Below are 13,285 nucleotides of genomic sequence, written 5' to 3' on the forward strand. Positions count from 1 at the left end.
GAGCGGCGTGCCCAGCCACGAGACACGACCAGGGGAACGAAACCTACGCGGCCTCGACCTTGGGGGCCGACGTGTCGGCGGGAAGGGCAGCCTTGGCGGTTGCGACGAGGCCAGCGAACGTGGCGGGCTCGTTGACAGCGAGGTCGGCGAGGATACGGCGGTCGACCTCGACGCCAGCCAGGGCGAGACCCTGGATGAGGCGGTTGTAGGTGAGGCCGTTCGCGCGCGACGCAGCGTTGATGCGCTGGATCCACAGGCGACGGAACTCGCCCTTCTTGGCACGGCGGTCGCGGTACGAGTAGACGAGGGAGTGGGTGACCTGCTCCTTGGCCTTGCGGTACAGGCGCGAACGCTGACCGCGGTAGCCCTCGGCGCGTTCGAGGACGACGCGACGCTTCTTGGCGGCGTTGACCGCTCTCTTGACTCTTGCCATTGTTCTTAGTTCCTAACGATTAGACGGATGCCGACCAGGGGTCAGCGGCCGAGAAGCTTCTTGATGACCTTGGCGTCGGCCGGGGCCAGCACCTGGTCTTGGTTCAGGCGGGCCTTGCGCTTCGCGCTCTTGACCTCGAGGTTGTGACGCATGCCGGCCTGCTGCTTCATCAGCTTGCCGGTGCCGGTGACCTTGAACCGCTTCTTCGAGCCGGAGTGGGTCTTCATCTTGGGCATAGTCGTTGCTTTCTTCTCTGGAACCTCGGGGCGGAACGAGTAGGTGGTGCCTACTCGGCCGATGCCTCGGTGGTCGTGGTCTCGGCGACGGCAGCGTCGGCTGCCGCGGGGGCGGGGTGCTTGGGGGGCTTGTTGGCCTGCTTACGAGCCTCGGATTCGGCCTTCGCCTCGGCCTTGTTCTTCAGCGGGCCGATCACCATGACCATGTTGCGGCCATCGATCGTGGGGTTGTTCTCGACGGTGCCCCACTCGGCGACGTCTTCAGCGAAGCGCTGAAGCAGACGCACGCCCTGCTCGGGTCGCGACTGCTCGCGGCCTCGGAACAAGATCATGGCCTTGACCTTGTCGCCCGACTGGAGGAAGCCCTCAGCGCGCTTGAGCTTGGTCTCGTAGTCGTGCTTGTCGATCTTCAGGCGAAAACGGACCTCTTTGAGAATCGTGTTCGCCTGGTTGCGCCGGGCCTCTTTGGCCTTCTGCGCAGCCTCGTACTTGAACTTGCCGTAATCCATGATCTTTGCCACGGGCGGCTTCGAGTTCGGTGCAACTTCGACCAGATCCAGGTCGGCCTCTTGCGCGAGACGCAGGGCCATGGCGATGGGGACAACGCCCACCTGCTCGCCGGCGGGCCCGACAAGTCGGACCTCAGGGACGCGGATGCGGTCGTTGGTACGGGGATCGCTGATGCGGGACTCCTCTAATTCTTAATCAACACTCGACGGGTGGTCGGGCGGGCGAAAAAGAGGAAGTCACATGCCGGCTGACGCCAACACGACACCCTTAGAGCTGCTGGCCTCGAAACCTTCGTCTCGATGCCGTGCGGGGTGTAACTACCCGGTAACGTTGAAGTCGCGGGTGGGAGAAACTCCTCTTTCGAACAGGGCATAAAGCCCCGTAGCCGCATGAAGCCTAGCAGAGAGATCGCTTGTGAGCCACAACCCGCCAGTCGACGACCACATCTCCCCTTACGACACGGTGGGCGACGGGGTCGAAGAGATCGGGGCCGAGCGCGATATCGCCGATGTTCCGGCGGTCGAGGTCATCAACACGGTCGCGGTTCACCTGCTCAGTGCGAGCGCCGTCAAGCTCGGGCTCGCCGACGCACCCGAGACCCAGGTCGACCTCGACGAGGCCCGCAAACTCATCACGGCTCTGGCCGGGCTGGTTACTGCCGCGGCGCCCGAGATCGGCGACACCCACGCCCGCGCCCTTCGCGACGGGCTCCGTACCGTGCAACTGGCGTTCCGCGAGGCGTCGCCCATCGCCGATCCGGTGGGCAAGGGGCCGGGCGAGAAGTACACCGGCCCGGTCAACTGACGAGACGGTCCGCGGCGCCGCACCCGGATCCTTGTCGAGCGCGCTCTGTCGTCAGACCGCAGCCACGACGCGCACGGCCATGCTGTCGACGCGCGTCGCGATGATCTCATCGGACGCCCAGGCGGACTGCAGTCTCGCGAGCAGTGCTGCCAGCGCGTCGCGATCAAGGCCCGGCCGCAGCCCCAGCTCGACGACGAGCTCGGGGCCGCTCAGTCGTGCACTCGCCGACGAAGCGGCGACCGTGACGCTGGCCACGGACTGCTCGTCGGAGGTGGGACGCAGGAAAGCCTCCGCCACCTCGTCGTCGGCGTAGGACGCCACCCACGGCAGGTCTTGGGCGAGCGCCCACAGTGCAGGTCGCCGGACGCCGAACTCGGTCTCGGAGCCGGGGTCGAGCACCAGGAGCTCGGTCGACTCCCCCGCCGCCGCGATGGCCACGCGTCGAGCTTCGGCCGGCACAGGCCGAGCCGTGGGGTTCCAGGTCGAGAGGGCCGAGACCGAGGTGAAGGCCGGTAGCACGCTCCGCCCGTCAGGGCCTTCGACGGTGACGATCGCGAGTTCTTGAGTCTTGTCGACGGTCACGCCGTGCTCGTTGACGCCCTCGTCGCCCGCGTGGGCGATCAGCGGGATCAGCAGACGGGCCGAGCGCAGCGCGTCGACGACAGCCGATTCGCCGACCTCCTGGGCGCGGAAACGCTTCAGCGCGTCGAGAAGCCCTGCATCGGCTGTTCCGTCGTCGGCGGCGTAGGCCGTGTCGTGCGCCTGAAAAGTTCGCCCGGCCCAGGGTATGCCCCCACTGTCTCGATCGGAATCGCCGTGATCGCCGTGGCGGGAACTCTCCGCCATCAGCGCCCGGCGACGTCGAGGGCAGCCGCAAGAGTGAACGCACCGGCGTACAGCGCCTTGCCCACGATTGCGCCCTCGAGGCCGTGGGGCACCAATTCGCGAAGAGCGATCAGGTCGTCGAGGCTTGAGATACCGCCGGACGCGACAACGGGGCGATCGGTCTTCCCCATGACCTGCTTCAGCAGCTCGACGTTGGGGCCCTGGAGGGTGCCGTCTTTCGTGACGTCGGTCACCACGTATCGAGCGCAGCCTGCGTCTTCGAGCCGAGCCAGCACCTCGAACAGGTCGCCGCCCTCTTTGGTCCAGCCCCGTGCGGCCAGCGTGGTGCCGCGCACGTCGAGCCCGACCGCGATGGCGTCGCCGTAGCGAGCGATGACGGACGCCGCCCACTCCGGGTTTTCGAGCGCGGCCGTGCCGAGGTTGATGCGTTTGACGCCGGTCTCGAGCGCTGCCTCGAGGGACGCGTCGTCGCGGATACCACCCGACAACTCGACGTGGATGCCGGTGACCTGCTTGATCACACGGTGGATGACCTCCCGGTTGTGCCCTCGACCGAAGGCGGCGTCGAGGTCGACGAGATGCAGCCATTCAGCACCCTGGTCTTTCCAGTCGGCTGCTGCATCGACCGGGTCGCCGTAGTTCGTCTCGGTGCCGGCCTCCCCCTGGGTGAGGCGGACCGCCTTGCCGTCGGCGACGTCGACAGCCGGAAGAAGGGTGAGGGCGGGGGTGGAGGTGATCTCGCTCATGGTGCTTTCTGGGGAGGAAGGGCGGAGAGATGAAGGATCCGGCACGGCCGGCTTCGTCGGCGGGCTACAGCGTCTGCAGCCAGTTGGTCAGCAGGCGGATGCCGGGTTGTCCCGACTTTTCGGGGTGGAACTGGGTGGCCCAGAGGGGGCCGTTCTCGACCGCGGCGACGAACGGACCGCCGTGATCGCCCCAGGTGACGAGCGGGCCCTTGCGGGCCCCGTGCCCCTCGAGGCTCCAGGACTGGGCCGCGAAGGAGTGGACGAAGTAGAAGCGCTCGTCGCGGACGCCGTCGAAGAGAAGCGACTCGGTCGGCGCGTCGACGGTGTTCCAGCCCATGTGCGGCAGAACCTCCGCCTTCAACTCGTCGATGACGCCGGGCCATTCGCCGAGGCCGTCGACCTCGGAACCACGCTCGACGCTCCGGTCGAAGAGCACCTGCATTCCGACACAGACACCGAGGACGGGTCGGCCGCCCGCCAGACGCCGATCGATCTTTTCGGCGCCGCGGACGGACTCAAGCTGGCTCATCACCGCGGAGAACGCACCGACACCGGGAACGAACAACCCGTCGGCTTTCGCCACGCGGTCGCTCTCGGCAGTGAGCTCGACATCGGCGCCGGCGAGCTCGAGCGCTTTGATGGCCGAGTGCACGTTGCCGCTGCCGTAGTCGAGCACGACGACCCTCGGGCGGGCACCGGCGGCCGTCACAGAGCACCCTTCGTCGAGGGAATACCCTCGACGCGAGGATCGGGCTCGACGGCAGCCCGAAGCGCCCGAGCGAAAGCCTTGAATTCTGCTTCGGCGATGTGGTGCGGATCACGACCGCCGAGCACGATGATGTGCACGGTGAGCCCCGCGTGGAACGCGATCGCCTCGAAGACGTGGCGAACCATCGACCCTGTGAAGTGGCCACCGATCAGGTGCATCTCGAACCCGGCCGGCTCGCCCGTGTGCACGAGATAGGGACGACCGGAGACGTCGACGACCGCCTGCACCAGCGCCTCGTCGAGGGGCACGAGCGCGTCACCGTAGCGACGGATGCCCGCCTTGTCTCCGAGCGCCTGCTTCAGCGCGGTGCCGAAGGTGATGCCGATGTCTTCGACCGTGTGGTGCACGTCGATGTGGGTATCGCCGGTGGCCTTGACACTGAGGTCGATGAGTGAGTGCTTCGAGAGCGCGGTGAGGAGGTGATCGAAGAACGGCACCGACGAGTCGATGCTCGCCGAGCCCGTCCCGTCGAGGTCGAGAGACAGGTCGATGCTCGACTCGCTCGTGGATCGACTGACCGACGCGGTGCGATCGCGGAACGCCTGGGACGCTGTGCTCATGCTCCGAGCCTAATGTCGCTCATGGCCTCGAGGAACGCCGTGGTCTCAGCAGCCGTGCCGGCGCTCACGCGCAGGTGCCCCGGGATCGCGAGATCGCGCACGATGATGCCGCGAGCGAGGAGCTGCTCGAAGACCGCCTCGGGATCGTCGACGCCGCCGAAGAGGACGAAGTTCGACCACGTCGGCCACGGGTGATAGCCGAGCTCGGTGAGCGTCTCGACGATACGGTCACGCTGCGCCTTGATGTCGTCGACCATGGCGAGCATCTCGTTGGCGTGCCGGAGGGCGGCGACGGCGGCGGCCTGCGTCAACGACGACAGGTGGTATGGAAGCCGCACGAGTCGGAGCGCGTCGATCACCGCAGGGTCGGCGGCGAGGTAGCCGACTCGGGCACCCGCGAACGCGAACGCCTTGCTCATAGTGCGGGAGACGAGCAGACGGGGTCGCCCTTCGAGGAGCGTGACCGCCGAAGGTCGATCGGCGGGCATGAATTCGGCGTACGCCTCGTCGACCAGGACGATGCCCCGGGCAGCCTCGTAGGCCGCCTCGATGGTCGCCAGCTCGACCGGCGTGCCCGTGGGGTTGTTGGGCGCGCACAGGAACACGATGTCGGGATCGACCCGGCGGATCTCGCGGGCGACCGTCTCGGGCGAGATCTCGAAACCCTCGTCTCGAGGCGCTTCGACCCACTCGGTACCCGTGCCCCTGGTGATGATGGAGTGCATCGAGTAGGTGGGGGGAAACCCGAGAGCGGTTCGGGCCGGCCCGCCGAACGCCTGCAGGATCTGCTGAATGACCTCGTTAGAGCCGTTCGCCGCCCAGATCTGCGCCGGCTCAATCGCCTCATCGGGCGCGAGGGCAGCACTGAGATAGCGAGCCAAAGCCTCGCGAAGGGGCGTGAACTCTCGGTCGGGGTAGCGGTTGACCTCGAGTACAGCGGCGGCGACGGATTCGACGATGTCGCGAGCCACGTCTTCGGGAATCGGATGGGTGTTCTCGTTGACGTTCAGCGCGACAGGCACCTTCTTCTGAGGTGCGCCGTAGGGCGACTGACCTCGGAGGTCGTCGCGAATGGGAAGGTCGTCGAGAGTGATAGCCACAGCACCATTTTATGGGGCGGTCTCGCGCCACGACTGCGTTCTCCACAGGCTCTCCGCTGTTGGCGACTCCGGGCCGCGACTTCAAACGGCGGCTGCAGGCGGCACCGGATGTGGCCCACTGTCTGCACCCGACCGGAGACGCGAACGGCGCCACGCGTGAGCGCGGCGCCGAGGGACGGTCAGAAACCTGATCAGCTCTGGCTGTACTGCACCGGGATGGCGAGCGACTGGCCCGGCATGACCTGCGTCGAAGAGAGGTCGTTCAACTTGACGATGTCGGAGATGACGTCGCGCGGGTCGGAGTCGGGAGCGACGCCCTCTGCCACCTGCCACAGGGTCTCGCCCGCCGCGACGGTGACGTGGTCGAAATGGACGTTGCCCGCGGAACTCGTCGCCACGGCGCTGCCACCGGTGAGCAGGAAGCCGGCAATGAGGGCGAGTGCGGCAACGACGACGGCGAGCGTCAGAACCAGTCGACCACGGCGCGTGATGCGGAGGTGGGTCGGCACGTTGGTGGGGACCGGACCCGAGGTCGAAACCGTCGCGGCGCGGGAGGTAGAAGGAACCAGTGCGGTGATCGTAGCGCTCATGCTGTTGCCTCTCTTATCGAATGCGATCGGCCCGTAAGACTGCGGACTCGAAGGCGTGTTCCGAACATATCTTCGATTACAGCCGATTTCAAGGGCTCGGTACCAGAAACTCGACAAAAAACACGCGACACACTCGAACATGTGTTTGTTCTGCCATATCTGACCGGATACAGTTTCGATCGGTGGGATCAGTAGACCAGCGACCACCGACATTCGAGAGGGCGAGATGGCACGCGAGACCGCACGACGCGAAACCCAGGGCGATCACGGCGCCGACGTGACGTCTCTGAAGAAGGCCCTCACCGCGAAGCAGACGCTGATTCTCACGGCGATCCGTGACTCGATCGGCAGCCGCGGTTACCCGCCGAGCATGCGCGAAATCGGCGATGCGGTCGGGTTGGCCTCTCTCTCCAGCGTGACGCACCAGCTCAATCAACTCGAGCTGGCGGGAGCGATTCGCCGAGACCCGAACCGGCCACGCGCTCTCGAGGTTCTTCTCGAAGACCCGGCCAAGTCGGATCCTGAGCCCTCGATCGTCCGTTATGACGACGACGACAACATCACCGCCCGGGTGCCCCTGGTCGGCCGAATCGCCGCGGGTATTCCGATCACAGCGGAGCAGCAGGTCGAAGACGTCATGCCGCTGCCCCGCACGCTCGTCGGCAAGGGCGAACTGTTCATGCTCAAGGTCGTAGGCGAATCGATGATCGACGCTGCGATCTGCGACGGCGACTGGGTGGTCGTCCGTCAGCAGGGCAACGCCGAGAACGGCGAGATCGTCGCCGCGATGCTCGACGACGAGGCGACCGTCAAGGTCTTCCGTCAGCGCGACGGGCACACCTGGCTACTCCCCCGCAACTCGAACTTTGAGCCGATCGTCGGCGATCACGCGCAGATCCTCGGCAAGGTCGTCGCTGTGCTGCGGTCGCTCTAGTAGCCCTCGGAAGTACGAAGACCGCCCTCGAGCCGAAGCTCGGGGGCGGTTTTCGTGCACTCGGCAGAAGTGTCCGCCTCTAGTGCGCGAACTCCTGCAGTGTCGGGGCGTCCTGCGGATAGACCCGGGCTGTCACCCGAGTGCCCTCAGCGACGTATTCGACGTCGACGACGCGTCCGATCTCGTGGATTCGAGACACGACATCACCGCGATCGAACGGCACGAGTAGATCGAGCTCGACCTCGGGCCGGGGCAGCAACTCGGCGATCCGCGCTCGCAACTCGTCGATACCGGCGCCCGTGCGGGCCGACACGAAGATCGCGTCGGGCACCATGCCCTGGAGTACCAGCCGCTGGCTCTCGTCGATCAGGTCGCTCTTGTTGAAGACGACCACCTCGGGAATGTCACGCCCGTCGACCTCCGAGATCACCTCTCGAACCGTCGCCAGCTGAGCAGCCGGATCGGGGTGCGATCCGTCGACGACGTGAACGATGATGTCGCTGTCTTGCACTTCTTCGAGAGTCGACCGGAAGGCCTCGACTAGCTGATGCGGGAGGTTGCGCACGAATCCGACGGTGTCGGAGTACGTGAACGGCCGGCCATCGTCGGTCGACGACTTGCGGACGGTCGCGTCCAGCGTCGCGAACAGGGCGTTCTCGACGAGAACCCCGGCGCGGGTCAGACGGTTCAGCAGGCTGGACTTGCCGGCGTTGGTGTAGCCGGCGATCGCCACGCTCGGAACCGTGTTGCGCACCCGGTTGGCCCGCTTCGCGACTCGAGCCGGCTTCATCTCTTTGATCTTCTTGCGAAGAATCGCCATGCGGGTGTGGATGCGGCGACGGTCGAGTTCGATCTTCGTCTCACCCGGCCCACGGGAGCCCATTCCGGCGCCCGCGCCACCGACCTGGCCACCGGCCTGGCGCGACATCGAGTCACCCCAACCGCGCAGTCGCGGGAGGAGGTATTCCAGCTGGGCCAGTTCGACCTGCGCCTTGCCCTCGCGGCTCGTGGCGTGCTGGCTGAAGATGTCGAGGATCACGGCCGTGCGGTCGATCACCTTTACTTTGACCACGTCTTCGAGCGCGCGCCTCTGGCTCGGAGCCAGCTCGGTGTCGGCGATGACGGTGTCAGCGCCAAGGGCCAAGACGGTGTTCTTCAATTCGAGCGCCTTGCCCGACCCGAGGTACGTGCTGGGGTCGGGGTTGGGGCGACGCTGCAGGAGCCCATCGAGGACCACCGCGCCCGCGGTCTCAGCCAACGCCGCCAGCTCGCGCAGCGAATTCTCGGCGTCGCCGAGCGACCCCTGCGAGTACACGCCGATGAGAACCACGTTCTCCAGCCGAAGCTGTCGGTACTCGACCTCGGTGACGTCTTGCAGCTCGGTGGAGAGGCCGGCCACCCGCCTAAGCGCCTGCCGGTCTTCGCGGTCGAACTGATCGCCGTCGTGGTGATCGTCTCCGGTACCGTCGCCTCTCGTGTCGAGACCCTGGGTCTGGATGGCCTGGGCCGGCGAGAAGACGGACAGGCCGGCTCGCGACGAGGCATTGCTCAGGATCCGGTCGACGACGTCGTCGCGCTCGGCGCCCTTCTCCTCTGTGGTGCTGTGCTCTGTCATTCGAGTCACATTAGACCTTTCGTGTTCAGTAATCTGGGGTGATGACCAGCGATCACTACTTCTCGAGCTCCCCCTCGAGCGAGCTCCGACCGAGAGAGATCACGGTCGAGCTCGCCGGGCGTGAGCTCACGCTGGCCACCGCCGCGGGCGTCTTCAGCCCGGGGCGGATCGATCCGGGTACCGCGGTACTTCTTGGATCAATGCCGACGCCACCGAGCGACGGCACTTTCTTGGATGTGGGATGTGGATGGGGGCCGATCGCGCTCACTCTCGCCCTTCGGTCGCCCGAGGCAACCGTGTGGGCGGTCGACGTCAATGAGCGCGTCCTCGAGCTCCTTCGAGAGAACGCCGCTCGCGTCGGCCTCACTAACGTCAACGCCGTGCTGCCCCAAGACGTTCCCGATGATCTCGTCTTCGACGGAATCTGGTCGAACCCGCCCATCCGAGTCGGTAAAGAGGCTCTGCACGGCATTCTCAGCCAGTGGCTGCCTCGCCTTGGCATCGACATGGAGGCGTACCTCGTCGTGGCGAAGAGCCTCGGCGCCGACTCGCTCCAGCGATGGATGAACGAGACGATGGCCGAGATCGTCGAGGTCGAACGAGAAACCACGTCGAAGGGGTATCGCGTACTCCGCGCAGTTCGGCAATAGTGGCGCTTCGTTGAAAGGTACGTCGAACCCGGCGAGCGACTGGGTCAGATGGTCTTCATGCGAGAACACTAACCCGCGAGGCGTCAGAGAACCAGGTCTCCGGTGAAGACGAGCTCTGCGGGACCACTCAACGAGACGTGCTCGCCGTCTTCCGTCGCGAACATTCGCACGCCGACGGTGCCACCGGGAACGTCGACCCGCCACTGATCGGGCGCCGAAGGCCCCGCCCAGTAGCGAACGGCAAGTGCCGCAGCCGCCGCACCCGTGCCACACGAGAGAGTCTCACCGGAACCGCGCTCGTGCACTCGCATGCTGATGCGCCCGATACCGTCGGCGACCAGCGGGTCGGCGGGGACGACGAACTCGACGTTGGCCCCGTCGACAGGATTCGGCTCGAGGATCGGCACCACCGTGAGATCGACGTCGGCGAGCTCGTCGGCCGAGGCGAGAGCGACGACGACGTGGGGGTTGCCGACGGTAAGACCGAGGCCGGGCCTCGCCGCATGCAGATTACGAGCCCGCACCTGGGCCTCGTCGGTCAGGCCCCACCGCCCCAGGTCGACCTGGAACCCCGACCGGTTGATCTGAACGTCGCGCACGCCAGCCCTGGTGCCGATCGCCAGGGTCTCACCCGGCTCGAGCGTGACCAGGCCCTGCTCGAGGAGGTACTTCGTGAAGACGCGAATGCCATTGCCGCACATCTCGGCCACACTTCCGTCGGCGTTGTGATAATCCATGAACCACTCGGCACCGTAATCTTCGGCCAGACTCGACGCACCCTCGGGGTGGCTGTCGCTGCGCACCGCTCGGATCACGCCGTCGCCGCCGACACCGAATCGGCGATCGGCCAGCGCGCGGGTGCGATCCGGTGTGAGATCGAACGAGCCATCGGGGTCGGAGAACAGCACGAAGTCGTTACCCGTGCCCTGGCCCTTGGTGAAGCGGACGGTGGTGGTCACCCCACGAGTGTATCGGCGGCGGCTGACACGGATCCTGCGCTCCCTGCCGTCGACCAGGCGACCCTCGGATACCGCCGGAACCAGCTCACCTGTCGGCGGGCGTACCTCCGTGTGAGCAGCTTGGTAGAGTCTTTCGCCTCGCCCTCGGAGACCTCGCCGCGCAGCTGCTGCAGGGCCTGGGAGTAGCCGATGGCTCGGCTCGCGGTCACGCCCCGTTCGATCCCCTGCTCTCGCAATCTCTCGACCTCGGAGAGGAGCCCGTCACGCCACATGCCGTCCACTCGGTCGTCGAGTCGCTCGACGAGGATTTCACGCGTCTCTTCGAGCCCGAAAAACGCGGGCGAATGCCACGTCGGGGCGTCGTCGGGCAGGCCCACCGCGAACGGCTTTCCCGTGAGCTCACCCACCTCGAGCGCTCGGACGATACGCCGGCCGTTGTACGGGCCGATCGCCCGCGCCGCCTCCGGATCACGCTCGAGGAGGAGGCGGTAGACGACACCGACCCCCTCTGCCGTCAACTGCGACTCGTATTTGTGGCGGACGACCTCATCGGTGCCGGGAAAGGCGAAGTCGAAGACGGCCCCCGACACGTAGAGACCTGAGCCGCCGACCAGGATCGGGACGGCCCCGCGGTCGAAGATGCCGCTCGCGACCTCGCGTGCCCGTCGCTGGTACCACTCGACGCTGGCCTCGTCGGTGACGTCGAGTTCGTCGAACAGGTGATGCGGGATACCTCGGCGTTCGGCAACCGGAAGCTTCGCGGTGCCGACGTCCATGCCCCGGTACAGCTGCATCGCGTCGGCATTGACTATCTCGGCGGTGCGCCCGCGAGTGGCGAGTGCGTCGGCGAGGTCGAGCGAGAAGGTCGATTTACCGGTACCGGTCGCCCCCACGACGACAGCGAAATCGAGGCGCGGCAACGCGCTCACTGGCGACGCGCCTACCGTTCGGAGTCGAACGAATCGTAGATCGGCGTCGTCGACACCCGAAGCGTGGGCAGGCCGAGCGACACCCGCGGCTTCGTGGCCGACGTCGCACCCGTCGAGCCGCTGGGCACACCGCAGGAGGCCGCCTGGGCGAGATCCCACGCGTCGCCCGCTCGGGTACGCCGAACGGAGAACGGGGTCGTCACCGTTTGATCGGCAAGCAGGTAGAACGGCTTCGCCTCGGTGATCTCGACCGTGACCATGTCTCCGGGACGGGGCGCCTCGATACCCGCGGGCAATTCGAAGTGCACGAGACGCGAGTCTTGCGCGCGACCCGAGAGCCGGTGTGTGGCCTCGTCTTTGCGCCCCTCGTTGGTTGCCACCAAGAGTTCGACCACTCGCCCGACCTGCTTCTCGTTCTCTTCGTACGAGATGCGGTCTTGCAGAGCGGCGAGACGCTCGAAGCGCTCCTGCACGACGGCCTTGGGAATCTGATCAGCGTAGTCGGCGGCGGGTGTGCCCGGTCGGACGGAGTACTGGAACGTGAACGCGGTAGCGAACCTCGACTGCTCGACGACGCGGAGCGTCTCTTGGAAGTCGTCTTCGGTCTCGCCGGGGAACCCCACGATGATGTCTGTGCTGATAGCCGCATCGGGCATCTGCGCGCGGACACGATCGAGGATGCCGAGGAACTTCTCGCTGCGATAGCTGCGGCGCATGGCCTTGAGGATCCGGTCGCTCCCCGACTGCAGGGGCATGTGAAGCTGCGGCATGACCGAGGGTGTGTCAGCCATCGCGTCGATGACGTCGTCGGTGAAGGCGGCGGGGTGGGGGCTGGTGAACCGAATGCGCTCGAGACCGTCGATCTGACCGGCGGCACGAAGCAGCTTCGCGAAGGCGCCCCGGTCTCCGAACTCGACGCCATACGAGTTGACGTTCTGCCCGAGGAGCGTCACCTCGACGGCGCCATCGTCGACGAGGGCCTGGATTTCGGCCAAAATCTCGCCGGGACGGCGGTCTTTCTCCTTGCCCCGGAGCGCGGGCACGATGCAGAAAGTGCAGGTGTTGTTGCACCCGACCGAGATCGAGACCCATCCGCTGTACGTCGAGTCGCGCTTCGTCGGCAGCGTCGAGGGGAAGACGTCGAGCGACTCGAGGATCTCGAGCTGCGCCTCGTCGTTGTGACGCGCGCGCTCCAGCAGAGTCGGCAGAGCGCCCATGTTGTGCGTTCCGAAGACGACGTCGACCCACGGCGCTCGGTCGAGGATGACCGACTTGTCTTTCTGGGCGAGGCATCCCCCGACAGCGATCTGCATGCCCTCGTGGTTGCGCTTCGTCTGGGCCAGGTGCCCGAGCGTGCCATAGAGCTTGTTGTCGGCGTTCTCTCGCACCGCGCACGTGTTGATGACGACGATGTCGGCCTCGGCCCCGTCGGCGGGTACGTAGCCGGCAGCTTCGAGCGATCCGCTGAGTCGCTCGGAGTCGTGGACGTTCATCTGGCACCCGAAGGTGCGCACCTCATAGGTGCGTGCGCGGGCATCCGTAGGAACGGGTGCGCTGGTTTCGAGGACCGTCGACATAGTGCTCCAGTGTAAATCTTTGCGGGC

At 66.3% G+C, this 13,285-nt stretch carries 16 protein-coding genes; 3 read left to right on the top strand and 13 right to left on the bottom strand.

What is annotated here, in order from left to right:
• Positions 1–43: 43 nt before the first annotated feature.
• From rplT to infC, 3 genes are read right to left on the bottom strand one after another with little or no spacing between them, the layout of a single operon-like run.
• Positions 44–433, bottom strand: a complete 390-nt coding sequence (gene rplT, locus EDF39_RS08820) for a 50S ribosomal protein L20 (RefSeq protein ID WP_055962480.1) — start codon at positions 431–433, stop codon at positions 44–46.
• Between the two features lie 41 nt (positions 434–474).
• Positions 475–669, bottom strand: coding sequence for a 50S ribosomal protein L35 (gene rpmI, locus EDF39_RS08825; RefSeq protein ID WP_055962484.1), 195 nt, complete (start codon positions 667–669; stop codon positions 475–477).
• 50 nt (positions 670–719) lie between these two features.
• On the bottom strand, positions 720–1,352 hold the full coding sequence (gene infC / locus EDF39_RS08830) for a translation initiation factor IF-3 (protein ID WP_084816184.1): 633 nt from the start codon (positions 1,350–1,352) through the stop codon (positions 720–722).
• Positions 1,353–1,623: 271 nt separating this feature from the next.
• Here infC and EDF39_RS08835 point away from each other — a divergent pair, with 271 nt between their 5' ends.
• On the top strand, positions 1,624–1,983 hold the full coding sequence (locus EDF39_RS08835; RefSeq protein WP_123943370.1) for a DUF1844 domain-containing protein: 360 nt from the start codon (positions 1,624–1,626) through the stop codon (positions 1,981–1,983).
• 51 nt (positions 1,984–2,034) lie between these two features.
• On the opposite strand, the gene EDF39_RS08840 is transcribed toward EDF39_RS08835, so the two are convergent.
• The 6 genes from EDF39_RS08840 to EDF39_RS08865 form a co-directional block, all read right to left on the bottom strand.
• Positions 2,035–2,829 carry an SseB family protein gene (locus tag EDF39_RS08840; protein ID WP_123942438.1) on the bottom strand — a complete coding sequence of 265 codons (795 nt, stop codon included), beginning with the start codon at positions 2,827–2,829 and terminating at the stop codon, positions 2,035–2,037.
• Positions 2,829–3,575, bottom strand: coding sequence for a bifunctional 1-(5-phosphoribosyl)-5-((5-phosphoribosylamino)methylideneamino)imidazole-4-carboxamide isomerase/phosphoribosylanthranilate isomerase PriA (gene priA / locus EDF39_RS08845; protein ID WP_123942440.1), 747 nt, complete (start codon positions 3,573–3,575; stop codon positions 2,829–2,831). Before priA ends, EDF39_RS08840 begins: the two co-directional genes overlap by 1 nt.
• Positions 3,576–3,639: 64 nt before the next feature.
• A complete protein-coding gene (hisH, locus tag EDF39_RS08850) occupies positions 3,640–4,284 on the bottom strand; it encodes an imidazole glycerol phosphate synthase subunit HisH (protein WP_123942442.1) in 645 nt (214 codons plus the stop codon).
• Entirely contained in the window at positions 4,281–4,904 is a 624-nt protein-coding gene (gene hisB, locus EDF39_RS08855; RefSeq protein WP_123942444.1) for an imidazoleglycerol-phosphate dehydratase HisB, read from the bottom strand. The genes hisH and hisB overlap by 4 nt, the downstream gene beginning before the upstream one ends.
• Entirely contained in the window at positions 4,901–6,004 is a 1,104-nt protein-coding gene (locus EDF39_RS08860) for a histidinol-phosphate transaminase (protein ID WP_123942446.1), read from the bottom strand. Before EDF39_RS08860 ends, hisB begins: the two co-directional genes overlap by 4 nt.
• A 191-nt stretch (positions 6,005–6,195) precedes the next feature.
• Positions 6,196–6,594, bottom strand: a complete 399-nt coding sequence (locus EDF39_RS08865; RefSeq protein WP_055962506.1) for a LysM peptidoglycan-binding domain-containing protein — start codon at positions 6,592–6,594, stop codon at positions 6,196–6,198.
• A 226-nt stretch (positions 6,595–6,820) separates the two neighbouring features.
• Here EDF39_RS08865 and lexA point away from each other — a divergent pair, with 226 nt between their 5' ends.
• Positions 6,821–7,528: a transcriptional repressor LexA gene (gene lexA / locus EDF39_RS08870; RefSeq protein ID WP_123942448.1), complete on the top strand. Its 708-nt coding sequence runs from the start codon at positions 6,821–6,823 to the stop codon at positions 7,526–7,528.
• Between the two features lie 79 nt (positions 7,529–7,607).
• Here lexA and hflX read toward each other — a convergent pair whose 3' ends face one another.
• A complete protein-coding gene (gene hflX / locus EDF39_RS08875) occupies positions 7,608–9,143 on the bottom strand; it encodes a GTPase HflX (RefSeq protein WP_123942450.1) in 1,536 nt (511 codons plus the stop codon).
• Between the two features lie 41 nt (positions 9,144–9,184).
• Between hflX and EDF39_RS08880 the strand changes: the two genes are divergently transcribed.
• Positions 9,185–9,793 (top strand): class I SAM-dependent methyltransferase, encoded by a 609-nt coding sequence (locus EDF39_RS08880; protein ID WP_123942452.1) that lies wholly within the window; start codon positions 9,185–9,187, stop codon positions 9,791–9,793.
• Positions 9,794–9,876: 83 nt separating this feature from the next.
• Here the strand turns inward: EDF39_RS08880 and dapF are convergent, their stop codons facing one another.
• Genes dapF through miaB form a run of 3 tightly spaced genes read right to left on the bottom strand, consistent with a single transcriptional unit; the run spans position 9,877 to position 13,258 of the window.
• Positions 9,877–10,752 carry a diaminopimelate epimerase gene (gene dapF / locus EDF39_RS08885; protein WP_123942454.1) on the bottom strand — a complete coding sequence of 292 codons (876 nt, stop codon included), beginning with the start codon at positions 10,750–10,752 and terminating at the stop codon, positions 9,877–9,879.
• A complete protein-coding gene (gene miaA, locus EDF39_RS08890; RefSeq protein ID WP_233573105.1) occupies positions 10,749–11,681 on the bottom strand; it encodes a tRNA (adenosine(37)-N6)-dimethylallyltransferase MiaA in 933 nt (310 codons plus the stop codon). The genes dapF and miaA overlap by 4 nt, the downstream gene beginning before the upstream one ends.
• Before the next feature lie 11 nt (positions 11,682–11,692).
• The gene (miaB, locus tag EDF39_RS08895) at positions 11,693–13,258 is read right to left on the bottom strand and encodes a tRNA (N6-isopentenyl adenosine(37)-C2)-methylthiotransferase MiaB (protein WP_123942456.1); all 1,566 of its coding nucleotides are present in this window, start codon (positions 13,256–13,258) and stop codon (positions 11,693–11,695) included.
• Positions 13,259–13,285 lie beyond the last annotated feature (27 nt).

Origin of the sequence: Frondihabitans sp. PhB161, assembly GCF_003814635.1 — a bacterium.
Taxonomy (GTDB): domain Bacteria; phylum Actinomycetota; class Actinomycetes; order Actinomycetales; family Microbacteriaceae; genus Frondihabitans.

What these genes read in the sequence shown, in the direction of transcription:
- rplT (WP_055962480.1), bottom strand. Translation starts at nt 433, where the DNA reads ATGGCAAGAGTCAAGAGAGCGGTCAACGCCGCCAAGAAGCGTCGCGTC.
- rpmI (WP_055962484.1), bottom strand. Translation starts at nt 669, where the DNA reads ATGCCCAAGATGAAGACCCACTCCGGCTCGAAGAAGCGGTTCAAGGTC.
- EDF39_RS08840 (WP_123942438.1), bottom strand. Translation starts at nt 2,829, where the DNA reads ATGGCGGAGAGTTCCCGCCACGGCGATCACGGCGATTCCGATCGAGAC.
- priA (WP_123942440.1), bottom strand. Translation starts at nt 3,575, where the DNA reads ATGAGCGAGATCACCTCCACCCCCGCCCTCACCCTTCTTCCGGCTGTC.
- hisB (WP_123942444.1), bottom strand. Translation starts at nt 4,904, where the DNA reads ATGAGCACAGCGTCCCAGGCGTTCCGCGATCGCACCGCGTCGGTCAGT.
- EDF39_RS08865 (WP_055962506.1), bottom strand. Translation starts at nt 6,594, where the DNA reads ATGAGCGCTACGATCACCGCACTGGTTCCTTCTACCTCCCGCGCCGCG.
- lexA (WP_123942448.1), top strand. Translation starts at nt 6,821, where the DNA reads ATGGCACGCGAGACCGCACGACGCGAAACCCAGGGCGATCACGGCGCC.
- hflX (WP_123942450.1), bottom strand. Translation starts at nt 9,143, where the DNA reads ATGACAGAGCACAGCACCACAGAGGAGAAGGGCGCCGAGCGCGACGAC.
- EDF39_RS08880 (WP_123942452.1), top strand. Translation starts at nt 9,185, where the DNA reads ATGACCAGCGATCACTACTTCTCGAGCTCCCCCTCGAGCGAGCTCCGA.
- miaB (WP_123942456.1), bottom strand. Translation starts at nt 13,258, where the DNA reads ATGTCGACGGTCCTCGAAACCAGCGCACCCGTTCCTACGGATGCCCGC.